This window comes from Niveispirillum fermenti (genome assembly GCF_052474395.1).
Window position 1 is genome coordinate 2998116 of record NZ_CP156681.1, and the last position, 24603, is coordinate 3022718.

The following is a 24603-nucleotide window of genomic DNA, read 5'->3' on the forward strand; positions in this document are numbered from 1 at the left end:
GCCAGGAAGCGGGCGGGGGGACGAGCCCGTCCTGTCACCGCCCTTTCATCGAATTGCATTGGAACCTATACATTTATGGCACCTGCGCGTCGATAGCACCATTGGCATGCCAGCCCCCGGCCTGGGTGCGATGCAACATGGACCGGAAGGGTGGAAGGACAGGCATGGCGCGGATCGAACCCCTGGCCCCGGGCGACCTGTGGCCGCCGGACATCACCGGTCTGGTACCGGGCAATGATTGCACCGACCATGTTTATCGCTTCGATGCGGCGGTGCCCGGCCCGCATGTGCTGGTCAATGCCCTGATGCATGGCAACGAGGTGTGCGGCGCCGTGGCGGTGGCAACCCTGCTACGGGCCGGCATCCGACCATGCCGCGGCAGCCTGACCTTCAGCTTCGCCAATGTGGAGGCGTTCAACCATCTCGACCCGCAGTTCCCTGTTCTGTCCCGCTATATGGATGAGGACATGAACCGGGTCTGGGCACCGGACATCCTGGCCGGCAGCGGAGACAGCATCGAGCGGCGCCGCGCCCGGTCGCTCTGGCCCCTGTTCGCCGAGGCCGACTTCCTGCTGGACCTGCATTCCATGCAGCATGACACAATTCCCCTCATGCTGGCCGGCCGCAGCGCGCGCGGCCGTGCGCTGGCCGGCCGTCTCGGGATGCCCGGCTTCGTCGTCATGGACGGGGGCCATGCGGGGGGCCTGCGCCTGATCGACCATCCCCGCTTCACCGACGGCGCCGACGGGCCCGTGGCGCTGCTGGCCGAATGCGGCCGGCACCAGGACCGGTCCAGCGCGCGCACGGCCCTGGCCGTCACGGCCCGGTTCCTGGCCGTGACGGGCGCGGTGGCCACCACCGCGCTCAGCCCATGGCTGCCATCCGCCGAACCGCCGCCTCCGCGGTTTGTCGAGGTGACGGAAACCGTTACGGTATGCAGCGAGCAATTCCGTTTCCTTCAGGACTTCAAGGGCATGGACATCATTCCCCGGGCCGGGACAGGCTTTGCCGTGGATGCCGGCAGGCTGCTGCGCACGCCCCATGACGACTGCGTCATGATCATGCCGGCGCGCGTACCCATGCGTGGACAGACCGCTGTCCGGCTGGGACGGTTCCGGTCATGACGCTGCGGACCCTGTGGCGTGACGCGGACCCCGGCGGCTTCGCTGCCGCCATCCTGCTGGGCACAGCCGGCGGTTATCTCTGTTTCCGGCTGCATGTGCCGCTGGCATTCATGATCGGCGCCATGCTGACCACGACGGTGGCAACCATGGCGGGCCTGCGGACCAGTGTTCCGCCCCTGTTGCGCAACGGCATGGTGATGGTGCTGGGCATCATGCTGGGCAGCGCCTTCTCGCCAGCTCTGCTGGGCCATCTGCGGGAATGGACCGTCAGCCTGACGGGGCTGCTCGCCTATATCGTCGTGGCGGCCGGCGTCGGCATCCTCTACCTGCAGAAGGTGGCGCGGTACGATCCGGTGACGGCCTATTTCACGGCGATGCCCGGGGGCTTCAACGAGATGGTGATGATGGGCGGGTCGCTGGGCGGGGATGACCGCACCATCGCCCTGGGTCACAGCCTGCGCATCATGCTGGTGGTGATGACCCTGCCCTTCGCCTTCCAGGCCCTGCCCGGCTATGATCCGGCCGGCCGCGACTGGAGCCTTCGGGGCCTTGGCCCCGACGTTCTGGATGTGGCCTGGCGCGATTATGCGCTGATGGCGCTATGCTGCGTGGGGGCGCCGGTGGCGCTGCGCCTGCGCGTGCCGGCCGGCATCCTGGTGGGACCCATGCTGCTGTCGGCGCTGATCCATCTGCTGGGCCTGACGGCCGCCAAGCCGCCCGGCCTGCTGGTCGCGGTGGCGCAGGTCGTGATCGGCTCGGCCATCGGTGCGCGCTTCGCCAACATCCCCATCACCCGCGTGGCCCATATCGCCCTGGTGGCGGCCGGGCTGACGCTGGCATTGCTGGCGGTGACGGTGGCCATGGCATTGGGGGTGCATCTGCTGACGGGGCTCAGCCTGCCGGCGCTGATCCTGGCCTATGCGCCGGGCGGACTGGCGGAGATGAGCCTGGTGGCCCTGTCGCTGCACGTGGACGCCGCCTTCGTGGCCACCCACCATATCGTGCGCATCGTCCTGATCGTCCTGTTCGCGCCCGCCGCCTATCATTTATGGCGACGCTGGGCCCAACGACGGGGCCGGACCACCCCGCCGGACATCGGCGGCTGAAACCGGCACAACAAGTGTCGACGGGTGCGCCGATCGCCGTTTGTTACATGAATTGGGCTTGGCGCAGCAGGCTATAGAACTGGCGCAGGGCGCTGGCCTGTTCCTGCGGGGTGTCCAGCCCCTCCACGAACTTGCCGTCGAAATTGGGCTGGCGCAGGTGTCCTACGATCTGGTCGCGCACGATCTTGCGGGCCTTGGGGCTCGACAGCACATCGTTGGCTGCGAACTGCATCAGCCGGATGGCACGGATGCGCAAAATGGCGGATGGGTCGTCCAGCCGCTCGATCACGCGGGCGGAGACGATGTAGCCGGCCACCATCTCATCCACCCGGTCGGCCGCGCCGGAGCGGGCATCGTCGGGCAGTTCCAATTCCACGATAGTCCGGTAAAGCGAGGCCATGGCCTGCATCTTGGGCTTCAGCGGCACCTGCGCGCCCACAAGCTGATTGACGTCGCGGTCGCCGGACAGCAGCGGCCGCAGGCGGGCCACCACGGTTTCCATCTCCCGCTGGCCAATGTCGCTGCCGGCCAGTTCGGCCAGATACAGCGCCCGGTCGCGCATCGTGGGCAGCATGGCCAGGATGCCGTCGATGGACAGACGCCGCCCTTCCCCGCCGCCCTGTTCGATGAAGCGCAGATAGCCCTGGGACAGCGCGTCCGCCATGCGGCTGCCACCGAACAGGCCGGCGGGCGAGAAGACGCGGCCCATGATGGCCGTCATATGCAGGCGGTTGCGTTCCGGATCGCGCGCCAGCGGCGCCGTGCCGCGCAGGCTGCGCAGGAACCCTTCCAGCACCATCTGCCAGCTTTGCGGCGCGTGGCCCAGGCCCAGCCATCGGCTGAGGACGCTGGAGATGGGGGGAGCCTGCTCCCTGTCGGTGCCTTCGAACCCGCCTTCCAGCAGATCCAGCATCCGCATCAGCGCCGTCCCCAGGTCGGGCTGCCGTCCCAGCAGGTCCTGCAGCACCGACGGAAAGCTGACGGCGTCGGCGACCAGCGTATCGATGATGTTGATATGGGCCGGCTTGTTGGCCCCGGCCTCCCCCGCCGTTTCCAACAGCCATTCGACTTTGCCCAGCAGGGTGCGTATCTGCACCATGTCGCGACACAGGACGATCTTGGACAGGTAATCGACCTGTGCCGCATCGCTGCCGCACAGGGCCTCCACCTTGTCCATCGCGGTGCGGAAACCATCCTGCCGCGCGCTGAACGCGGCCTTTTTCTGCCCCGCTTCGGCCCGGACACGCAAATCCGACAGGCCGGTATAGATCAGGTCCCGCCGTTCGCGCACATCCTGGCCTGTGACCTTGCCCTGGATGCTGGCCACACGCCCCACAGCGGTCGGCACCATATTCTCGAAATTGACGGCGCGCTTCATCTCCGCCGCGTTGTACAGCAGCTCCGACGCGGTCAGGGACCTTTCCTCAAGATACTGACGCAGCAGCTTGGAGATGGTCTGCCGGCTTTCTGCCTGCAGGTAATCATGGGTTTCCGTGCAGACGGGGCTGGTATCCACGGGCTGGACCTGGATCACCCTGCCGCGCTGTTCCCGCATTTCCGAAAACAGGATGGTCTGGGTGGCGGGCTTGCCGGGCACACCGGCGAAATCGCGGACGACGCGCACGCCCTCGCGGTTGGGCAGCAGCTTGGTGGCCAGCGCCCTTGCTTCCTCCTCGGTTGCCAGTGAATCCTCAATGACCCAATGGTCAACCTTGAAGGTCTGTACCTCGAAATTCAACCGGCGCCCAATGGGGGCGCCCCTGCCGCCACCGGTCAGGCTGGACATCCACATATTCCCCTCAGCCCCCCTTTTGGAGAATGCAAACCCCTTTGGGGCTTCCGCAATTATATCCGAACGGATAGGGAAATAAATGCCGCTTTAATCTTTCGGTGCAGAAAATGTCGAAACAACCGGCAATCTCGAAACATTATCGGGGTTTGCCTTTCTCCCACACCGGGTCCGCCGCGAACAGGGGAACGGTGGAAATCGACATCTTGGCCGAGGCGTCCTTCACCTGCCGGCTATAGACGACATAAACCAGTGTGTCGTTGGACTTGTCATAGATCCGGCGCACGGCGATGGATTTGAATACCAGGCTCTTGCGTTCGGAGAAGACCTCCTCCCCCCGCTTGGACAGGTTGATGTCGCCGATGACCACCGGCCCCGTCTGCCGGCAGGCAATGGAGGCGTTGGACGGGTCCTCAAACCAGTTGCCCTTGGAGAGCCGATCCCAGACCGAGCGGTCGAAATCCACGATATGACAGGTGATGCCCTTCACACCCGGATCGGGAAAGGCCGTGATGTCCAGTTCGTTGCCCGTCCAGTCGTTGCTGAACTCCCCGACCAGTTCCTGGGCGGCGGCCGGCAGGCACAGCGCGAATGACAGGGCAAGCGGGACGAGACGGCGGAACATGGGACACATCCTTCACCATGGGAACCCGCGAACGGGCAGACCGCGTGATCATAGCAATTCCCGATGCGTTGGACCCATCGGGAATTGGTCCGGCGGAATTGGTCCCCGTGCCGAACGCACAGGGAGAACACACAGGGCGGTTGCATTTCCTTCGCCGGCGCTCGCCTTCGGGCGCGGTCCATGCGATGGTTGCCAGCGGCGCCCCGCCACATGGCGGGCGACAGCCTTTGTGTTTTGGGGGACTTGGATGGAAATCAGCATCTTTGCCGGCGTCCTGGCCGTCTTCGGCATCCTGCTGGCCTTCGCCGGCATCAAGACCGTGCCACAGGGGCAGGAATATACGGTGGAGCGGTTCGGCCGTTATACCCATACGCTGCGTCCGGGCCTGCATTTCATCGTACCTTTCGTCGACCGGATCGGCTCGAAGCTGAGCATGATGGAAACCGTGCTGGACGTGCCCAGCCAGGAGGTGATCACCAAGGACAACGCTATGGTGACCGTGGATGGCGTGGTGTTCTTCCAGGTTCTGGACGCGGCCCGGGCGGCCTATGAGGTGAACAGCCTGCGGCTCGCCATCCTGAACCTGACCATGACCAATGTCCGCACCGTCATGGGCTCCATGGACCTGGACGAGTTGCTGTCCCAGCGCGACCGCATCAACGCACAGCTTCTGCATGTCGTCGACGATGCAACCCAGCCCTGGGGCATCAAGGTCACGCGCATCGAGATCCGCGACATCCAGCCGCCGCGCGACCTGGTGGACAGCATGGCCCGCCAGATGAAGGCGGAACGTGATCGCCGCGCCCTGATCCTGGAGGCTGAAGGCGCCCGGCAATCGGCCATCCTGAAGGCCGAAGGCCAGAAACAGGCCGCCATCCTGGAGGCCGAGGGCCGGCGCGAGGCCGCGTTCCGCGATGCCGAGGCGCGCGAACGCGAAGCCCAGGCCGAAGCGGAGGCGACGCGCATGGTGTCGGAGGCCATCGCATCGGGCAATGTGCAGGCCATCAACTATTTCGTGGCCCAGCAATATCTGACCACTTTCAAGGAGTTCGCTCACAGCCCGAACCAGAAGGTGCTGTTCATGCCCATCGAGGCCACCAGCGTCATCGGATCGCTGGGGGGCCTGGCCGAACTGGCGCGGGAGACGTTCGCGGGTGGCAATGGCAGCACGCCGGGCCCGGCATCCGCAGCAAGCCGCTCCCCCGCCCGCCCGCCCGCCACCACCCCGCCCCCCGCGTCCCGCCCGCCGTCGCCCTGGGGCGACAACCCGACCACCTGACGGCATCGGCAAGGGGGAGGGAAAGAGCATGGACGGATTGCGCATCCTGTTCTGGTACTGGTGGTGCCTAGCGTTGGCGCTGGCAGCGCTGGAAATGTTCATTCCAGGGGCGGCGTTTCTGTGGGTGGCCGGTGCCGCTGGCCTGACAGGGCTGGTCGTCCTGGCTGTCGACCTGCCGGAACCCGTCCAGGTGGCGCTGTTCGGCGCCCTGGCCGTGGCCGCCTGGCTGCTGTCCCGCCGCTATGCCGGTCGGGAACCGTTGGACAATACCGCCACGACCCTGAACCGCCGCGCCGACCAGTATGTCGGCCGCGTGCTGGTGCTGGAGGAAGCACTGAGCAACGGGTATGGCCGCGCCCGCATCGGTGACAGCGTCTGGCGGGTGGCCGGCAATGAGGAATTGCCCGTCGGCACGCGGGTGCGCGTCACCCGCGTGGACGGCGCCACCTTGCATGTGGAGCCGGCCTGATCCCGGCGCGGTCCCAGGGGAAGGGTGCGGCTATGCCCCTTCCCCTGGGACCTTCACAAAATCATATGCCTCGACAATTTACCTCAAAGTCTCTTTGGAATATTGGAAACCTAACCGTCTGCATACCTATGGATTTTATTTGAATTCATTAACATTCAAGGCATCCGCATCACAGGTGCCATATGCTGAGCATCGACGATATCAGGTTAGCACCTCCATCCTATCCGCCCGACAATCTCTACAATAATGTGGAGTTGTTGCATGATCCCCTAACGGGCCTTTATAATAAGCACGGGTTCATCGCGCTGGGCAGCCGACGATTGCCCCTGATGGCGGCCGGTGGTCTTCATCCCACGGTAATCTATATCGAACTCAACGATTACGAGGGCCTGATCTCCCGCCTGGGCTTCGAAGAATCCATAGACCTTCTGCAGGTGGTTCGCCGGCGGCTGGAAATGGCTTTCGGGTCGGACGTGCTTCTGGCCCGCTTCGACAGCGAGCGGTTCGCGGCTCTGCTGCCTGATGCCTGCAAGGATGTGGAGGCCTTGCTGCATGTGCTGGAGGTGCCGTTGAATCTGCACGCCGGCACGGTGCATCTGTCGTTGACCTGCGGTGTGGCCAGTTATCCCGAAGCCGCGGACAACATGGACATGCTGGTGATGGCGGCCCGCACGGCCCGGCGTGAGGCGCTGCGTGCCGGTCAACGGGTCGGCCATTTCGCACAGGCGTTGCGGCAGCGTCTGGCCCGTCAGCGCGCCATCGAGGACGGGTTGTGGTTCTGCCGCGGCGGCAGTGGCATGTCGCTGCTCTATCAGCCCAAGATCGACATCCGGGCCGGCCGTGTGTTCGGGGTGGAGGCGCTGTTGCGCTGGCAGCATCCCGAGCTGGGGGCCCTCTCCCCCGCAGAATTCATCCCGCTGGCCGAAAGCACGCGGACCATCGTGCCCATTGGCGAATGGACATTGCGTGAAGCCTTGCGACAGAAATGCGCATGGCGGCAAGCAGGCCAGGATATCTGCCTGTCGCTGAACGTCTCGCCCTTGCAGCTACAGCCCAACAATTGCGCGCCCAGCGTGCTGGAGGTGCTGATCGAGGAATGCGACCGCCTGGGCCTGGAACGCGGCAAGATCGAGCTGGAACTGACCGAAGGTGTCTTGACCGACCCTGTCATCATGCAGGAAATGCTGCGGATCATCCGGGCCGGCTTCCGCGTTGCCATCGACGATTTCGGGCGTGAGCATTCGACCCTGTCGCTCCTGGCCGACTGTCCAGCGCACACCCTGAAGATCGACAAGAGCTTCGTCGACAATGTCGTGGAGAATGAACGCCAACTGGCAATCGTGCAGTTCATCGTCGCCCTGGCCCGGCGGCTGGGCATGCAGACCGTGGTGGAGGGGATCGAACATCTTCAGCAACTCGTCATGCTGGCCGATGCCGGTTGCGACTATGGGCAGGGCTATTTCTACTACCGGCCGCTCAGCGGTGCGCAGATTCTGGACCTGCGCCATCAGAACTGATACCGAGGTGCGGTTAGTCGAACTCATCGCACCTCGGTTGGCGCGTTGAGCGTTCGCGCGCCCATGCGCGCGTGAGCCAAAAGCCGCCGGATGGCGGCGCCCGACGTATGAGGGATGCATTGATCAGGGCCATAGGTTCTGATCAATGCAGATACGTATGAGGCCCGGCCGGCAACACCATCTGTCTCTTTTGGCTGGCATTGTGCATTCGCATGGGGTTTGCGATGATCGCACCGGCCGGCGTCCCGGCCTGCCGAGATCATCCAGCCGGAGACCGATGCCCGTCATGGCCCGCAGCGCCGCTCCCGATGAACCGCCCGTCGGCCCTGACCGGCGCGGCAAGGCGGAGCTTGTTCCGGCCGGCCCCGTCGATCTGGGCGGGCGTTGCGAGATCATGCCCGGAACCCCCCTGCCCGCGCTGGATTCGGCCGGGGGGGCTGCCTATGCCGCCCGGCTGAGCCGCGACCGCAAGACGGAAACCTTCGCCATCGTCACCGACCGGCCCGTGCCGGCCCGCATCGAGGTGATGAGCGTTTTCCGCACGGTGGAGAACCCCAACATCATGCGCCTGATGGACTGGGGAACGGTGGATTGGACGCCCGACGGCCGGCGCCAATTCGTGCTGGTCTTCGAGCGGCCGGGCGGCCGCCGCGCCATGCAGGACCTGAGCGAAACGCGCGAACCCCTGCCGGACGACCAGATCATCCGGACGATCATGCCCTCGCTGCTGTTTGCCTTGCGGGAGATGAATGCCCGCGGCTTCACCTGTGGCGCCATCCGGCCGACCAACCTGTTCCTGAAGGACCCCGCCTCGTCCGCGCTGACCATCGGCGACTGCCTGTCCACCCCCGTCGGCTATGGCCAGCCCGTCCTGGTGGAAACCATCGAACGGGGCATGGCCCAGCCCTCCGGCCGCGGGCCGGGCACGATCGGCGACGATCTCTATGCGCTGGGCGTCACGCTGCTGACCCTGTATCTGGGCCGCAATCCGCTGGCGGATCTGGATGACGAGGCGGTGCTGAAGCTGAAGATGGACCGGGGCACCTATCCGGCCCTGACCAGCCAGGTCCGTCTGCCGCAAAGCCTGGTGGAACCGCTGCGCGGCCTGATGACCGATGATCCGCGCCAGCGCTGGTCGCTGTCGGACCTGGACCTGTGGCTGCAGGGCCGGCGCCTGTCGCCCAAACAGCCGCAGATCCCGCGGCGCGGCGCCCGGCCGTTCGAGTTCCAGGGCGAGGAACTGATGCATTGCCGGGCCCTGGCGCGGGGCCTGGCCCGGCACAGCGCGGCCGCCGCCGCGCTGATCGAACGCGGGGATGTGGAAAAATGGGTTCGCCGTTCCGTTGGCGACGAAACACGCGCGGAAGCCATGCAGAGCGCCATATCGTCGGCGAGCGCCGGCGGCCGTGGCGCCAGCCAGGAAGACAAGCTGGTCACCCGTGTCTCCATCGCGCTGGACCCGCCGGCCCCCATCCGCTACCGCGGGATTTCCGTCCTGCCCGACGGGCTGGGGCCGGCACTGGCGGAGGCCATCTGGCAGAATGCCAGTGTGCAGCCGTTCGCGGAATTCGTGATCGCGCAATTCCCGCATTTCTGGGTCAATTGCCAGCCCGATTTCAAACCGGAATATGTGCCCATGGTGCAGGCCTTCGACGGCTACCGCGCCCTGCTGGAACATATCGGGCTGGGGTTCGGGGTGGAGCGCATCGTCTATGAATTGTGCCCCGCCTGCCCCTGCCTGTCGCCACAGTTGCGCGACCATTATGTACTGACCCCGGCGGAGCTTCTGTCGGCCCTGGACCAGATCGCGCAAAAGCCCAATCGCGGGCGCGACCCCGTGGATCGCCATGTCATCGGTTTCATCACGACGCATCACAAGAAGCTGAACGACCGGCTGCTGGCTCCGCTGTCCAACCCGCACGACCCCGCACGGCGCATGATCGCCATGCTGACCATCCTGGCCGATGTGCAGAACCGTTTCGGGCCAGCCCGCCTGCCCAACCTCTGCGGCTGGCTGGTCAGCCTGATGGAACCGGTGTTCAAGCGGTTCAAGAACCGGGAGACACGCGAGAAGATCAAGGCGGAAGTGACGCAGGTGGCGCGGGATGGCGTGCTGGACGGGCTGGTGCGCATCGTCGACAACATCGATGCCATCCGCGCCGACGACAAGGGTTTCCTGACGGCCATGCGCCAGTATGAAGGCCTGACACGCCAGATCGAGCGTCTGCGCCAGCAGGGCGCCGACCGCACCGGTGCCGCCGACGGCATGGGCCGGCAGGTGGCCGCCGTCGTCACCTCCATCATCGCCGGCCTGACCATGGTCAGCACCGTGATCTACATGTTGAGGCTGTCATGAGCGCGCGGGCGGGACGCAAGCCTCCACGCCGCAGCGGCAGCGCCTTGCTGCTGCTCTTGCTGCTGATGCCGGCGGGCCTGATGATGATGCCGACCAGCGTGCTGCTGCTGGCCGGGCTGGCCCCCACGATCGTCGCCTATATGATCGACCGCGATCCGGAGAAATCGGCGGCGCTGACCGTCGGGGCGATGAACCTGTGCGGGATCGCACCCTTCGCCGTCCAGCTCTGGCAACAGGGACACGAGATGGGTGTCACCCTGCGCCTGCTGGCCGAACCCGGAACCTGGCTGGTCATGTTCGGTGCGGCGGCCATCGGCTGGCTGATGTATTTCTTCATCCCCCAGATCGTGGCCGCCATTGTCACCCTGCGCGCCCAGTCCCGCATCCGGGAACTGGAGGAACGGCGCAGCGTCCTGGTCGCCGACTGGGGAACCGACGTGATGGGCAAGCCCGACGAGGACAAGGCGGAACCCATGGGCCTGATGGAGGAGGAAGTGAAGGAGGAGCCGGAATGATGCGGGATCACCCGCGCTCTGCGCCTTCAAGCCCATGAAAGCTGGCCGGATGGTCCCTTTCCATCCCCAGATGGTGCCCCACGATGCCGATATCCCGCATGGTTGAGAATGACAGGCTGCCCGCCACGGGAAATGGCCGCCATAAGCCGGCAATGACCGGACCAGACCAGACCGTCCGCCCACTGCTGGGGCTGCTGCTGGGGCTGCTGCTCCTGTTGCTGCTGTCCTCGGCGCTGCCGGGCCGGGCGCAGGTGCCCGCCGGCCCGCCCGTGCCTGTCCGGCTGCAATTGAAATGGTTGCATCAGTTCCAGGGGGCCGGCTTCTATCTGGCGCTGGAACGCGGTTATTACCGGGAAGCCGGCCTCGATGTCCGCATCATCGAAGGGGGACCCACCATCGACGCTGCCGCCCGGGTGGTGGATGGGGAGGCCGATTTCGGCGTGGGCAGCGCCGGCCTGATCGTGGATTGGGCCCGGGGGCGCCCCGTCGTGGCGCTGGCGGTGCTGATGCAGCATTCCCCCTTCGTGCTGCTGGCCCGGCAGGCCGGTGGCCCCGACCATGTCCACGCCCTGCCCGGTCACCGGCTCTTGCTGGAAACCCACGCGGAGGAACTTCTGGCCTATCTGGCCGTGGAGCGCGTGCCACTGGAAAGGCTGACCATCCTGCCCCATCCGGGGTCGGTGGCCCCTCTGATCCGGGGCGAGGCGGAGGCGATCACCGCCTATACCACCAGCGAACCTTATGACATGCGGGTGGCCGGGGTACCCTATCAGGTTTTCTCCCCCCGATCAGCCGGCATCGATTTCTACGGCGACACGCTTTTCACCAGCGAGGCCATGCTGCGCCAGTCTCCACGGACGGTGGAGGCCTTCCGGCAGGCCAGCCTGCGCGGCTGGCGCGACGCCCTGGCCGACCCGGCGGCCGCCATCGACCTGATCCTGGCGCGGTATGCCCCGCACCTGGACCGGCCGCGTCTGGCGTTCGAAGCGGAGGAGATCAGCCGGCTGATGATCGCCGACATGGTGGAGATCGGCTATATGCATCCAGGCCGTTGGCGTCACATCGCCGAAGGGTTCGCGGCGGCCGGGCTGATACCACGCCGGTTCGATCCGACAAGCTTCCTTTATGCGCCCGCGTTGCCAGCCGGCCCTGGCACGCCGCAAAACTGGCTGATCGCGGCGGGCGCTGCGGTGTTGATGCTGGCTGCGGCCACCATCCTGTGCTGCCTGCGCCGGCAACGGCTTCGCCTGAACGAAGAAAGGGCCAACCGCGTGCGTCTGGAGGAGCATTACCGCGACATGGCGCGCCTGGACCCGCTGACCGGCGTGCCGCACCGCCGTGTCATGCTGGAAACGGTGCTGGCCGGACTGGAACAGGCCCGTGCCCAGGGCCGGCCCGTCAGCCTGCTGCTGCTGGATGTCGATGGTCTGAGGACGATCAACGAGCGCTTCGGCCAAGCCGCCGGCGACAGCAGCCTGGTCGTGTTCCGCGCCGCCTGCCAGGACGCGCTGCGCCCCGGGGACCGGCTGGGCCGGCTGGACGGGGATCATTTCGCGGTGCTGTTGCCGGAAACCGATATCGCCAATGGCCTGGCCATGGCCGAACAGGTACGGCTCGCCGTGGAACATAGCGGCAATGGCGGTACCGACCGCCGACGCCTGACGGTCAGTATCGGCGTGGCGGCCCTGGCCGAGACCGATACGCTCGATCATTGGCTGCTGCGCGCCGAGCGTGCTCTGAATACAGCCAAGATTGAAGGTCGCAACCGGGTCGTCGCCGCCTGAAGCATCCCGGGCCTGTCCCGCCGGAACGGCCGATCGGAAACCTGCACGCTGCCTGCAGCCGCCCGGAGCGTGATACCCCCTTGTCACGGCTCCAGGAGGGCTCACCGCCGCGGCAATCATACCATCGGCCGAAAACCTTGACCGATGGTCAAGGTTTTCGGCACCTCAAGCGCCGGGCGGCGCCATCCGGCGGCTTGGGCTTGCGGCGCACGGGCGCCGGGCCGGCAGCCCCCGGTATCAGAAGCCCTGGCGAACCATGGCGGGCATCAGGGCAACCATGTCCTGATCAGCCGACAGGTGTGGCGCCAGTTCGGACATGACCGGGCGCAGCGGCCCCAGCGACCGCCCCGCCACATGCGCCGTCAGCGCATCACCCAGGGCAACGCGGCTGTTGCCCGACAGCATGTCCATCAGCAGGTCGAACTGCGAACGCTTGTGCGGCAGGCTGATGGCACTCAGCGGGGTGCCCGGCTCCAGCTTCAGGGCTGTCCGCAGTTCCGCCAGGGCCGTCGTATAGCCGCCCAGCGCATCGACCAGCCCCAGTTCCAGCGCTTGGCGGCCGGTATAGACGCGGCCCTTTGCCAGTTCCGCCACCCGTTCCGGTGCCATGCCGCGGCCTTCGGCGACGCCACGGACAAAGGCCTGATAGGTATTGTCCAGGAAGGCGCCCAGCCGTTCCTCCTGTGCCGGGGTGAAGGGCTCGTTGGACGACCACATGCCGGCATTGGCGCCCCGGCTGACAGGTTCGAAATTCACGCCGGCCCAATCGGTCAGCCCCCGGGTGACCAGCTTGCCTGCCAGCACCCCGATGGACCCGGTGATGGTGCCGGGCTGGGCCACGATGCGATCGGCGCCCATGGACACCCAATAGCCACCCGAGGCGGCCACGGCGCCCATCGAGATGATCACCGGCTTGCCGACTTCCCGGGCCTTCACCACCTTACGCCGCACCACCTCCGATGCCACGGCGCTGCCGCCGGGGCTGTCGACGCGGAACAGGATGGCCTTCACCTGATCGTTCCCGATGGCCTCGTCGAAGGCCGCGGCGATGGTGGCGGCACCGAACGTCTCTTCCCCCGACAGGGGATCGGACCGGCTGTCGCCCCGCATGATGGCGCCCTCGCCGACGATGATGGCGATCAGCGGGGCCTGCGTGCCGCCCAGGTCGGTGGCATCGCCGGCCGCAGCCAGGAAATAATCATGCAGGCTGACCAGTTCCGCAGGCCCGCCGGCCAGGGCGGCACGCCCCAGGGCCCATTCCACGGCCTCGTCCCAATAGCCCAGCTTGTCGATCAGCTTGGCATCCACCGCTTCGCCATCCATCAGCGGTGCCCGGTCCACGGCAGCACGCACGACGGCCTCGTCCAGGCCACGGCCCTGGGCCACGCTGGCCACCCATTGGTCGAAAATATCGCCCACCAGGGCTTCGGTAGCCTCACGATTGGCCGGGGTGGGGCCGGTTTCCGTGTATTGCTCGGCGAAGGTCTTGTATTCCTCCCGCTTGCGGAACTGCGGCTCCACCTTCAGCTTGTCCAGCGTGCCGCGCAGGAATGCCAGTTCGGCCCGGATGCCAGTGATGGCCAGGTCGCCCAACGGCTGCATCCAGACCTGATCGAAGGCCGTAGCCAGCAGGTAGGGTTGCATGCCATTGCCTGTTTCGCCGAAACTTTCGGCATGGACGATGGCAAAGCGCCCCTCCTTGCGCAGGGCGATGATGCTTTCGCGCAGTTCCTGCGTGACGGCAAGGGAATGCACGCTGTCGCCGGTGCGGGCGACGATGCCCTTCACGCGCGGGTCCGCGGCCGCGCGGCCCAGGGCGCGCACCACCTCCTGCACGGTCCGCGTGTTCTGGCCCATCAGCAGGCCGGCCACCGGGTCCGTGGCCGCCGCCTCCACCAATGGCTGCTCCAGATCCAGTTCCAGCACGATATTGTCGGGCAATGTCGGCTTGCGGTTGGCAAAATGGATGCCCAGAGCGATGAGGCCGGCAACCAGGACGACCGACAGGAAGCCGATGATGGCAAATACCCGCAGGATGATGCGCATGATCCATTCCGAATGAGACCGAAGACGGCCAGAGTAACCGGTGGCGAGGCCGTTCGGCCAGTGCGGAAACAAACCTGTTACGGCAATGTTCCGCCGGACCTGCTACCGGGGGCTGGATGGCCCCCTTGGCAGAGGCGCCTCTGCCACTGGCATCACCCGCCGGGAGCCCGTATGATCAGGCCATCATGAGCGATTTCCTCACCGACACCCCGCCCGCCCGCCCCGGTAGCAACCTGCCCGAACAATCGGTCAGCGACCTGGCCCGCGCCGTCAAGCGCACCGTGGAGGATGCCTTCGGCTATGTCCGGGTGCGCGGGGAGATCAGCCAGCCCAAGCGCCATTCATCCGGCCACCTCTATCTGCGGCTCAAGGATGATGGCGCCGTGATCGAGGCGGTATGCTGGAAGGGCACTGCCGCACGGCTGGCCATCCGGCCGGAAGACGGGATGGAAGTGGTCTGCACAGGCAAGCTGACCACCTATGCCGGCCGCAGCCAGTATCAGCTTGTCATCGACAATATGGAACTGGCGGGCGAAGGCGCGCTGCTGAAGATGCTGGAGGAGCGCAAGCGCCGGCTGGCTGCCGAGGGGCTGTTCAATGCGGAGCGCAAGCAGCCTTTGCCCTTCCTGCCCGGGACCATCGGCGTGGTGACCAGTCCGACCGGTGCCGTCATCCGCGATATCCTGCACCGGCTGGCCGACCGTTTTCCCCGCCACGTCCTGTTGTGGCCCGTCGCCGTACAGGGGGAAGGGGCGGCCCAGCAGGTCGCACGCGCCATCCAGGGCTTCAACAGCCTGCCCCCCGGCGGGCGGGTGCCCCGGCCCGACCTGCTGATCGTGGCCCGTGGCGGCGGCAGCCTGGAAGACCTGATGGCCTTCAATGAAGAGGTCGTGGTGCGCGCGGCGGCCGACAGCCGCATCCCCCTGATCTCCGCTGTGGGTCACGAAACCGACACGACCCTGATCGATTTCGCCGCCGACCGCCGCGCACCGACCCCGACGGCCGCAGCCGAAATGGCCGTGCCCGTCCGGTCCGAACTGTTGGGCCAGGTGCTGGACGATGAAAGACGGCTGCACAATGCCATCAGCCGCGCGCTGGATCAGCGCCGGACCTATGTCCAGGGATTGTCGCGCGGCCTGGGCGATCCGCGCAGCCTGCTGGAGGGGCTGGTGCAGCGCCTGGATGACCGGGGCGAACGGCTGACCCTGTGCATCCGCGCCGGCATCGAGCGGCGGGTCACCGTGGTCCGTCAGCTGGGGCTGAAGCTGCGCCACCCGCGAGAATTGCTGCAGGTTGCCGGTGCGCGGCTTGACGGGGCCGGCCGTGCCCTGCGCACGGGACTGGAAGGGTCCATCCGCCTGTCACAGGGACATTATCACCGCATCGCCGACCGGCTGTCCGACCGGGCCATCCGCGGGGCCATCGGGGGCGGCACGGACCGGCTGGCCGATTTGCCGGCCCGCATGGAAAGGGCGCACCGCGCCGCCCTCTCGGCACAGACGGAAAGGCTGGCCCAACTGGGCCGCCTTCTGGAAAGCGTGTCCTATCGAGGGGTGCTGTCGCGCGGCTTCGCCCTGGTCACCGATACCGACGGGGCGCCCGTGACCAGGGCCGCGGGCCTGATCGAAGGACAGGCGGTGACCATTGGCTTCCAGGATGGCAGCACCGGCGCCGTCATCGGGGATGCACCGGCCGCCCCTGCCCCGCCGCCACCCCGTCCTGCACGGCCAGCCCGCCCGCGCCGCGGCGAACCGCCCCAGGGCAACCTGTTCTGAACCGGGATGGGGGCTGCTGCCGGCAAACCACTCCCGTTAACGGGGAACTGCCCCGCGCAGCGGCAGGAACATCAGGCCCGCCTTTTCCATGGCCTCATCGATCATCGCATCGCTTTTCTGATCGAAAAGCTGCAGCAGCAATTCATCCATGGCACGTTCCTCGGACTGACCGCATTCCAGATAAAGGCGGCCCAGCACATCCGTCTGGAATGCCTCCCGCCCGTCATTGCCGCCGGCATAGTCAAGCTGGCGGGCCACACGCAGTGCCACCTGGAAGGGCAGGTGCAGATGCCGGGGCACATGGGCGTGGTCGAGCAGGGCGCGCATGCCCTCCCATTTGCCTTCCCGCATCAGCCCCAGGGCATTGTCGGGCGCAACCCTCGATTTGGCGGCGATGCCAGCGGCAAAGAAGGCGAAATCTCCGGCACATAATGTACGCAGCAGCAGGGACACGGACAGCCGGCCATGCTGGTGAAGATGGACCGCCAGCGCTTCGGCATCCATCCCGTCGCGCGGCAATGGACGCAACAGGGCCAATGTAACGGAATCCCGCCCCCGCGCCGTCACCTCCTCGGCGACCGCCGGGGACAGGCGGTGGCGCTGCACCAGCAGATCGCGCACACGCGCCGACATCCCCGCCACCAGCCGTTCCACCACGCTGGATGGCAGGATGGCACGGCCGGCCAGCGGCTCGGCCACCATCGGCACATGGGCGAAACGATCGGCCAGGGACAGCAGCGCCGCCTCACCCAGATCGGCGCCCTCGTTCCCGGCCAGGGTGGCAATCACCGCCAGATTGCCCAGGGCGGCGAGCGCCTCGCTGACCGCAGCCGACAGATGGTCGCGGGCGGCGATGGCCATCTGCTTGTCCGCCCTGCCTTGCCGGATCACCCCCAGCAACAGGTCGTCCGCCAGTTCCTGCCCGTGGCGCAGCAGCGGAAATGCCACTGTCGTGATATCCATGGCCAGCGCATGGGCCAGTTCATCGGTCAGAAGCGGGCTGTTATAGATTTGCCAGGCCACCGCCTCGCGCACCTGAACGGCGGTGTCACGCGCCAGACGCATCAGCAGATCGCCCAGCAATGCCTGGCCGGTTCCAGCCAGCAATCCGACCTCCGCGGTGCGGACGAGCTTGGCCACCATAGCCGCCCGCGCCTCCGGCGTGCGGTCGGCTGCCAGATACTGGACATCGGCCAGGGTCAATTCCCCCTGCTCGCCACTCAAGGTTCCCCTCCCCGACGGTCTTTCACGCCATGATGAACCGGGATCGGGGGCGGGAGAAGGGATTTCCCCCGACCTTGGCGGAAAACCGGCGAATGGCCGCTCAAGAAGCCGCCGATGCACGAAAAAGGGGCCGGGCAATGGGCCCGGCCCCTTTCTGCGGAACCTGTATCAACATATCAGCGGGATATGGCGACGCCGTCAGGCGCCCTTGTTGTCGCCCGGCTTCGCATCCGTCAGCTTAGGGTCGGATTCCGGTGCTGCATCCTCGTCCCGCATGCCCTTCTTGAAGGCCTTCACGCCCTTGGCCATGTCGCCCATGACATTGGGCAGCTTGCCGGCACCAAACACCAGCAGCACAACAACCAGAACGATGATCCAATGCCAGAGGCTCATGGCGCCCATGGGTAATCTCCAATCTCAAGGCGGGCTGCGATCACCCGGCAACGCGATATAGATAGGGATTAAGGGGTGTTTTGGGAAGAAGCAATCCGCCACGTCGCCACTGTTCGGTCAGCCGCCGGCATCATCAATCAGGCCTGACCGCGCATCTCGAACCGGACTTCAAGGCGCTGACGCCCCTGCCCCATGGCCTGCCCGATGGCCTGCCCCATGGACTCCACCGGGTGCGGGCGCTTTCCTTCCCCGGGATGATACCGCAGACCAGCCGCATAGCGCAGGGCCGATTGTTCGAACAGGCCCGGTGGCACGGCTTCGACAACCCGGACATCCTGGGGCGCACCGTCCTGGCCGATACAGAATTCGACAATCACGCGGCCTTCGCGCCGCAACCGCAGGGCGCGTTCAGGATACTGAAGTCGGGGACGGAAGAAGGGTTCCAAATCCGACATGGTGGATCCGACGGTACCCGGCAGGCAAAAACCGGGGCGCCGCGAAAGCCAAGTGTCTTTCGCGCCTGATCAGAAAAAGAACGGATGGGAAAAGGGCGGACGGCGATGCCGTCCGCCCTGTTTCTTACTTCGTCTTGGCGGCGTGCAACATATAGAGACGACCCAGATCGGCCGGCCCATCGGTGGACTTGATGGCCTTCAGCGTTGTCTCGGCCTTTGCCTTCTGACCCAGGGCCAGATAGTAGGTCACCAGCCGCAGACGGGCATCATCGGGGTTGCGCAGGTTGCCCTTGGCAATCGCGGCCTCGGCCAGCGTGGCGGCCTTTTCATAGTTGCCATAGCCCGCATAGGCTTCCGCCACGCGCAGGATGGGGCCGCCATTGGCGCCGGCAACAGCTTCCCTCTCGGTCTGCGCCAGCGACTTCTGGTCTTCCGCCACCTGACGGTCGGCCAGATCCTTCAGGCGCTTATGACGCTCGGCCTCGGCACCCTTGCCGAGCAGACCGGCGGCATAACCCTTGTCGATCAGGCCCTTGGCCTCACCCGGATTACCGGCCTGCAAAGAAAGCTGGGCCATTTCCATATAATCGTTGGTCGTGTCCAGAAGGCCGACCGTGTTCATCAGGCGATAGCTGTCCAGCGCCAGACGGTCACGGGCGAAGCCCTGCTTGCGCTGGGTGCGCATCAGCAGATCCAGCCAGTAGTCACGCTTGGGATGATAACGAACGAGCTTCTCCAGGGCCTGGACATAGCCGGCTTCGTTCTTGCTCTCATTGTTGGCGGACGCCAGGAGCTGTAGGTCCTGTTCCGACGGGGTCTGCCCCGCGCGCTCGGCAGCGGTGATCTTGGCGGACACTTCCTTGATCGCGTTCGGGAAATCCTTGTTCAGGTAATAGGCCTGAAGCAGAAGGGTCCGCATGTTCTGATCGTTACCGCCGCCGGCGAAGTACTTCTGGGTCCAGGCGATGGCCTTGGTATAGTTCTTCTGCTGATAGAACTGCTGCGCCAGGGCCTGCGTGAAGGTGAGCTGCTGTGCGGCCGGCATGCGGCCGGACGCGAAGACCTGCTCGAACGACTTCTCCGCCGTGGCCAGATCGCCGGCCTGATAGGAGGCGATGGCGCGCATCTGCTCGACCATGAAATTCTCGAACGGGGTCTTGTCGGTGACCGCGTCGGCTTCCTTGATCTTGGTGACGGCTTCCTTGAACTTCTTGGCCTTCATCAGTTCCTGCGCGGCCTGCAGCGGCGTGCCGACCGCGGGACGCACGGTGTCCCCCTTCTCACCGCCGGACTTCTGCGCAAAGGCCTCGGACGGGGCCATCACTGCGGCGAAGGAGCCAAATGCCAGGGCCGACCCCAACAGGGCGGCGGTAAAAAGACGGGTGCGGATCATGTCTCTATCTCGGTATCGGCCAATGGGGCGCTTGTCTCTTCGCGCCGGGTCCCATTGGACAGGTGAAAACAAAGCCAACCATCTGGCCGCTTGGCATCATCCAAACATGTCAAGACGGCAGGTTTAAGGCGGCTTCAAAGAAACGCGCCTTAAACCCGTCCATAACGATCAGTCCATGAACTGTTCGTTACCAACCATGCCGATCTTGTTCAGGCCGAGCCGCTGGGCAGATGCCAGAACAGCCGCGACGTACTTGTACTTCACCAGCTTGTTTGGACGCAGATGAACTTCCGGCTGCGGTTCCTTGCCCGCATACGCCGTCATCAACTGCTCCATCTCGTCACGGCTGTGCAGAACCTGACCGCTCCAGATCACCGTGCCGTCGAAATCCACCTCGATGGTGATGATCTCGGGCTCGACGACATTCTGCTGCGGCGGGGGCGGGCCCGCCGGCATGTCGAGCTTCACGGCATGGGTCTGCACCGGAATGGTAATGATCAGCATGACCAGCAACACCAACATCACGTCGATGAGTGGTGTCGTGTTCATTTCTGGGACGGTGGCGCCTTCCTCGGTCGCACCCGGCCCAACACTCATGCCCATGGGGGCCTCCTATCCTTCAGTCCCGCGGAGAAGGCTGACCGTCAACGACGGCCAGCGATCAACCCGGCGGGAGGCTCCGTGATAAAGCCGATCTTCAGGATGCCAGCCCGCTGGCAAGTCACGACGACCTTGCCAACGAACTCGTACCGCCCTTCCTTATCACCACGGATGTGGATCTCAGGCTGCGGCACCAGCACCGCCACTTCCTTCATGCGCTCGAACAGGGCGTTGTAGTCCGGCAACTGGGTGGCATTCCAGTAGATGTTGCCGTCTTCATCGACACCGATCGTCACATTTTCCGGCTTGGTCACAGTCGGCACGTTGGCTTCGGTGGGAAGCTCAACGGGGATCGTCTGAATAGCAACCGGAATGGTCAGCAGGAAGATGATCAGCAGAACGAGCATCACGTCCACGAGCGGCGTCGTATTGATCTCCGACACCACCGAATCTTCGCCATCATTGGCGGGCCCGACGCTCATCCCCATGATCAGGCGCTCCGGGCGGGCTTGGCACTCTGGCCAGCGATCAGCAGGGCATGCAGATCGGAGGAGAAGTTGCGCAGACGATCCATGACCAGCTTGTTACGGCGGGTCAGCCAGTTGTAGGCCAGCACGGCGGGCACGGCGACGGCCAGACCGATGGCGGTCATGATCAGCGCTTCACCGACGGGGCCGGCGACCTTGTCGATCGAAGCCTGACCGGACAGACCGATGGCCACCAGAGCGTTCAGAATGCCCCACACCGTACCGAACAGACCGATGAAGGGAGCGGTGGAGCCCACGGAAGCCAGGAAGGCCAAGCCGCCCTGCAGACGGGAATTGATGGCATCGACCGAACGCTGCAGCGACATGGTCACCCAGGTGTGCAGGTCGATATGGTCGGTCAGGGCGCCGTCATGATGCTCGGTCGCACGCAGGCCGTCTTCGACGACGCCGCGGAAAGCCGAATTCTCCTTCAGGCGGGTCGCACCCTCGGCAACCGAAGCCGCGGTCCAGAAGTCACGCTCTGCGGCGCTGGCCTGGCTCATCAGACGGGACTGCTCGATCAGCTTGACCACCAGGATGTACCAGGTGCCGGCCGACATGATCAGCATCAGGACCAGAGTGGACTTCGCAACGAAATCACCGTGGCTGATGATGGCCGACAGACCGTAGGGGTTGACCTCGGGCTCGGTGGCCTCGGCCGGGGCTTCCTCGGCGGCCGGGGCGGCCAGCGGATCAGCGGCGGGAACTTCAGCGGCCGGCGGGGCCAGCGGATCGACGGGGGCCGCCGGATCGACAGCCTCGGTGGCCGGCGCTTCGGCCGGCGGGGCGGCCGGTTCAGTGGTCTGGGCGAAAACTGGCGCCGACAGCGTGGCAACCAGGGCGGCGGTGGCGGCAATGCGGCTGACGCCAGACAGGGTGAACAGCTTGTTCATCGTAGCTCTGCTTTCAGACTTACGTGTTTCGATAAAGATCAATGCGGCGAGGATCAGCGCGCATCTTCAAGGCGGAAGGTGAGCGGAACCAGGCTCGGGAGCCAGGCGCCCTGGGGCTTGCCATCAGCCGTGGGCGGCTCGCAGCGCCAGCGGCCACGTTTGGCTTCCCTCAGCCAGGCATTATCCAGGCGGTCATGCCCGCTCGACCTCTCCACCGTGGCGTCGGAGATGCGGCCGTCGGCGTTGCAGAACAAACGCAACACGGTCGTGCCTTCCTCTTCCAGGCGGATGGATTGAGACGGATATTCCGCGCGGTTCCTTTGCAGGCTCCTCACATCGATCTTGCCACCCGTCGGCGGCGCGGGCGGAGCCACGACGCGCGTCGGCGGCTGGACCACCGGCGGACGTTCTGCCGTCGTCGCCTGGATCGCCGTGGTCGTCGGCGGAGGCGGCTGGGAGATCTGGATCTCCGGCGGCGGAATGAACGGCGGGGGCGGCGTATCGAACTTAGGCGGCGGCGGCGGCGGCGGTGTTTCCGGCTGCTCCGGCGTGATTTCCTCGATGATTTCCGTCTTGATCGGATCAGTGATCACATGGACCACCTCACGGGCCAAGCCGGTAACCAGCGCGTAGATCACCCCGACATGCAGAAGGATAACCACCACGATGCCAACCAACCGCCCTGAACTTTGCGGCTGTGGCCGCCGGTAAGGCGATTGCGACAGGTAGGACATCGGTCGGTCACTCGATCCACAGGGGGATGGGGCTTCCGCCATAACACACAACGAAGGGCAAGGCACCCGCCGGTCTTGGTTAAAAGCCGGATTTTATGCTTTGCCGCGCGCCGTGGGTCATGTGCCGACGTTCCGGACAGGGCGTCCGCGATGCCTTGCGACAACGGGAACGCCATGGCCGGAGCACCGGCGTCGGAGGCGAAGGCTCTGGACGGACCTTGATTGCAAGGCGACCGTGCCATAGCCCGTTGGGGTTATTGACGGGCGGCTGCGTGCACGCAATATGCGCCGTGGACAGACCGCCGATTTCACATCAGGCGAAGGCCGGCGGCCCGGTCGGGCAGCGCCCGGCCTCCCGATGCGCTTCTTCCGGCGTCAGGCCAATATGGAGGGCGCGGACGACGTCGCTGCCACGCAGGGGCAGCGCATAGAAAAGGGCAATGGCCACGACAAGCAGGGTCGGCACGGGCGACGGGCCATTGCCCGCCTCTTCGTGCGCGCGCTTGCCGTGGGCGACGGGCCGGGACGTCGTCACCGGCTCCACACCCTTTTCGGGAAGACGATTGGCCGGCGGCACCTGGGCCGCCGTCATGAACGATTTCGGAAAGGAACCGGAAGTGAACACAGACGACAGATAGGCGACCCCGGGAAACACCCCTTGAGTCACCGTGACAATGAACAGAAGTGCGAGGAGCCCATGGGCCCATCCGCGCGTCATGTCGTCTGTCGCCTCCGTCTACCGGCCCTCTGGCCGAACCGGAAGCGACACTCTCACAGCGTTGACGCCAACACAATGGCCTTAAGCATGTTTGGCATACGATTATACGCGCGATTGAGCGTACCGATCGATTAAGGCTGCATACGACGAAAGATCGTAACCCGCGGCGGCGGCAGTACGAAATATTTCTTCACCGGAGCTGGTTCCGGCTTTCGCTTCAGCGAGCGCCCAGAGAATCGTGCAGCGCGTCCCGCTCCGGCAATGAGCAAGGACGGGGCCCGGAAGAGCCGCCAGCGCCTTCCCGAAATCGTCGGAAACGGCGTCCAGAGTTGGACCGATGGCCGGCATATAGACATAGGCCATGCCCAGCCCGGCGGCGATGCGCGCAGCCTCGGCGGAGGGGAGCTGACCGGGCTCCTCCCCGTCGGGGCGATTGTTGACAATGGAACGGAACCCGGCCGCGTGGGCGGCACGGATATCCTCTTCCGTCACCTGGGGGGCAACCGACAGACCATCGACCAGCGGACGGATATCCAGTGTCATGATGCACCCACAGATTTAAGTTCCATGAAAGGATCGAACGACCAGACCTTGAAGTCACCGACCGACCCGGCGCGTCGCGACGCCGACCCGACATGTGGCGACGCGACATAAATGGGGTCGGCCGTGCTGCATCGCAACATGCGCTTCTGCAACCCAGGTCCAGCCGAATGGCTTGCATGGCACCTATCTGGGCATTATCCGGCGATGCGCAAGGGGGAAACGGCACCGTCGCCAAAGCCGCGGGCCCGGCGGCGGATGGTGACCAGCAGGTCCAGCATGCGCTGGCGCTGGTCGGGTGACAGGTCGCGCAACAGCATGTCGTTGATGCCCTGCCGCCGCGGCTGCAGGCGGCGCAGCATCTCCAGCCCTTCCGGCGTCACGCGCAGCAGCTTGCGCCGGCGGTCCTGCGGATCATCCTGCTGGCTGATCAGCCCCTTGCGGATCAGTTCCGTCACCGTGGCCGAGATGTGGGGGCGGGACAGGCCGCGTGCGGACGCGATCTCCGACGAGAAGATGCCGTCATGATTGCGGGCACCATCCTGGAAATTGGCGTCACCGGCCACATTCATCAGCACGGTCCATTGCGGCGCTGTCAGGCCGGCTTCGGCCAGCATGTCCTCGCACTGGTGTCCGATGATGTTGGACAGATCCATCAGGTTGAGGGCGATGGCGTCTTCGGCGCGGAAACGGAACGGATTGTTGGTCATGGCAAAGGGTCCGGTTTCTGGTCAATGGATG

At 65.6% G+C, this 24603-nt stretch carries 23 protein-coding genes; 9 read left to right on the forward strand and 14 right to left on the reverse strand.

Going from position 1 to position 24603, the window contains the following annotated elements:
- Window positions 1-164: 164 nt before the first annotated feature.
- Together ABC728_RS25130 and ABC728_RS25135 are read left to right on the forward strand one after the other, a co-directional pair.
- Window positions 165-1124 (forward strand): succinylglutamate desuccinylase/aspartoacylase domain-containing protein, encoded by a 960-nt coding sequence (locus tag ABC728_RS25130; protein ID WP_416622120.1) that lies wholly within the window; start codon window positions 165-167, stop codon window positions 1122-1124.
- Window positions 1121-2230 carry an AbrB family transcriptional regulator gene (locus ABC728_RS25135; protein WP_416622121.1) on the forward strand — a complete coding sequence of 370 codons (1110 nt, stop codon included), beginning with the start codon at window positions 1121-1123 and terminating at the stop codon, window positions 2228-2230. Before ABC728_RS25130 ends, ABC728_RS25135 begins: the two co-directional genes overlap by 4 nt.
- A 43-nt stretch (window positions 2231-2273) precedes the next feature.
- On the opposite strand, the gene ABC728_RS25140 is transcribed toward ABC728_RS25135, so the two are convergent.
- The gene (locus ABC728_RS25140) at window positions 2274-4016 is read right to left on the reverse strand and encodes a hypothetical protein (RefSeq protein WP_445376539.1); all 1743 of its coding nucleotides are present in this window, start codon (window positions 4014-4016) and stop codon (window positions 2274-2276) included.
- 142 nt (window positions 4017-4158) lie between these two features.
- On the reverse strand, window positions 4159-4644 hold the full coding sequence (locus ABC728_RS25145) for a CreA family protein (RefSeq protein ID WP_416622123.1): 486 nt from the start codon (window positions 4642-4644) through the stop codon (window positions 4159-4161).
- A 247-nt stretch (window positions 4645-4891) separates the two neighbouring features.
- On the opposite strand from ABC728_RS25145, the gene ABC728_RS25150 reads away from it, so the two are divergent.
- From ABC728_RS25150 to ABC728_RS25175, 6 genes are all read left to right on the forward strand, one after another.
- A complete protein-coding gene (locus ABC728_RS25150; RefSeq protein WP_445376540.1) occupies window positions 4892-5923 on the forward strand; it encodes an SPFH domain-containing protein in 1032 nt (343 codons plus the stop codon).
- Between the two features lie 28 nt (window positions 5924-5951).
- Window positions 5952-6392: an NfeD family protein gene (locus ABC728_RS25155; RefSeq protein WP_416621793.1), complete on the forward strand. Its 441-nt coding sequence runs from the start codon at window positions 5952-5954 to the stop codon at window positions 6390-6392.
- A 182-nt stretch (window positions 6393-6574) separates the two neighbouring features.
- Window positions 6575-7909: a putative bifunctional diguanylate cyclase/phosphodiesterase gene (locus tag ABC728_RS25160; protein WP_416621794.1), complete on the forward strand. Its 1335-nt coding sequence runs from the start codon at window positions 6575-6577 to the stop codon at window positions 7907-7909.
- 286 nt (window positions 7910-8195) lie between these two features.
- Entirely contained in the window at window positions 8196-10265 is a 2070-nt protein-coding gene (locus ABC728_RS25165; RefSeq protein ID WP_445376541.1) for a serine/threonine protein kinase, read from the forward strand.
- Window positions 10262-10780 carry a hypothetical protein gene (locus ABC728_RS25170; RefSeq protein WP_416621796.1) on the forward strand — a complete coding sequence of 173 codons (519 nt, stop codon included), beginning with the start codon at window positions 10262-10264 and terminating at the stop codon, window positions 10778-10780. The genes ABC728_RS25165 and ABC728_RS25170 overlap by 4 nt, the downstream gene beginning before the upstream one ends.
- A gap of 152 nt (window positions 10781-10932) precedes the next feature.
- The gene (locus ABC728_RS25175; RefSeq protein WP_416621797.1) at window positions 10933-12564 is read left to right on the forward strand and encodes an ABC transporter substrate-binding protein; all 1632 of its coding nucleotides are present in this window, start codon (window positions 10933-10935) and stop codon (window positions 12562-12564) included.
- A gap of 237 nt (window positions 12565-12801) precedes the next feature.
- Here the strand turns inward: ABC728_RS25175 and sppA are convergent, their stop codons facing one another.
- Window positions 12802-14610, reverse strand: a complete 1809-nt coding sequence (gene sppA / locus ABC728_RS25180; protein WP_416621798.1) for a signal peptide peptidase SppA — start codon at window positions 14608-14610, stop codon at window positions 12802-12804.
- A 185-nt stretch (window positions 14611-14795) separates the two neighbouring features.
- On the opposite strand from sppA, the gene xseA reads away from it, so the two are divergent.
- Window positions 14796-16385 (forward strand): exodeoxyribonuclease VII large subunit, encoded by a 1590-nt coding sequence (gene xseA / locus ABC728_RS25185; protein ID WP_416621799.1) that lies wholly within the window; start codon window positions 14796-14798, stop codon window positions 16383-16385.
- A gap of 36 nt (window positions 16386-16421) precedes the next feature.
- Here xseA and ABC728_RS25190 read toward each other — a convergent pair whose 3' ends face one another.
- The 11 genes from ABC728_RS25190 to ABC728_RS25240 form a co-directional block, all read right to left on the reverse strand.
- The gene (locus ABC728_RS25190; protein WP_416621800.1) at window positions 16422-17609 is read right to left on the reverse strand and encodes a DUF2336 domain-containing protein; all 1188 of its coding nucleotides are present in this window, start codon (window positions 17607-17609) and stop codon (window positions 16422-16424) included.
- Between the two features lie 198 nt (window positions 17610-17807).
- On the reverse strand, window positions 17808-18011 hold the full coding sequence (locus ABC728_RS25195; RefSeq protein ID WP_416621801.1) for a twin-arginine translocase TatA/TatE family subunit: 204 nt from the start codon (window positions 18009-18011) through the stop codon (window positions 17808-17810).
- 128 nt (window positions 18012-18139) lie between these two features.
- On the reverse strand, window positions 18140-18457 hold the full coding sequence (locus ABC728_RS25200) for an energy transducer TonB (protein ID WP_416621802.1): 318 nt from the start codon (window positions 18455-18457) through the stop codon (window positions 18140-18142).
- Window positions 18458-18581: 124 nt separating this feature from the next.
- Entirely contained in the window at window positions 18582-19850 is a 1269-nt protein-coding gene (locus ABC728_RS25205; RefSeq protein WP_416621803.1) for a tetratricopeptide repeat protein, read from the reverse strand.
- 168 nt (window positions 19851-20018) lie between these two features.
- On the reverse strand, window positions 20019-20453 hold the full coding sequence (locus tag ABC728_RS25210; protein WP_416621804.1) for an ExbD/TolR family protein: 435 nt from the start codon (window positions 20451-20453) through the stop codon (window positions 20019-20021).
- A 41-nt stretch (window positions 20454-20494) separates the two neighbouring features.
- Window positions 20495-20938 carry an ExbD/TolR family protein gene (locus ABC728_RS25215; RefSeq protein WP_416621805.1) on the reverse strand — a complete coding sequence of 148 codons (444 nt, stop codon included), beginning with the start codon at window positions 20936-20938 and terminating at the stop codon, window positions 20495-20497.
- Window positions 20939-20940: 2 nt separating this feature from the next.
- Window positions 20941-21870, reverse strand: a complete 930-nt coding sequence (locus ABC728_RS25220) for a MotA/TolQ/ExbB proton channel family protein (RefSeq protein WP_416621806.1) — start codon at window positions 21868-21870, stop codon at window positions 20941-20943.
- Window positions 21871-21923: 53 nt separating this feature from the next.
- The gene (locus tag ABC728_RS25225; RefSeq protein ID WP_416621807.1) at window positions 21924-22604 is read right to left on the reverse strand and encodes an energy transducer TonB; all 681 of its coding nucleotides are present in this window, start codon (window positions 22602-22604) and stop codon (window positions 21924-21926) included.
- A 313-nt stretch (window positions 22605-22917) separates the two neighbouring features.
- Window positions 22918-23196, reverse strand: coding sequence for a hypothetical protein (locus tag ABC728_RS25230; RefSeq protein ID WP_416621808.1), 279 nt, complete (start codon window positions 23194-23196; stop codon window positions 22918-22920).
- Window positions 23197-23424: 228 nt separating this feature from the next.
- Window positions 23425-23865, reverse strand: coding sequence for a TIGR01244 family sulfur transferase (locus tag ABC728_RS25235; protein ID WP_416621809.1), 441 nt, complete (start codon window positions 23863-23865; stop codon window positions 23425-23427).
- A 194-nt stretch (window positions 23866-24059) separates the two neighbouring features.
- On the reverse strand, window positions 24060-24572 hold the full coding sequence (locus ABC728_RS25240; protein ID WP_416621810.1) for a MarR family winged helix-turn-helix transcriptional regulator: 513 nt from the start codon (window positions 24570-24572) through the stop codon (window positions 24060-24062).
- Window positions 24573-24603: the final 31 nt, after the last annotated feature.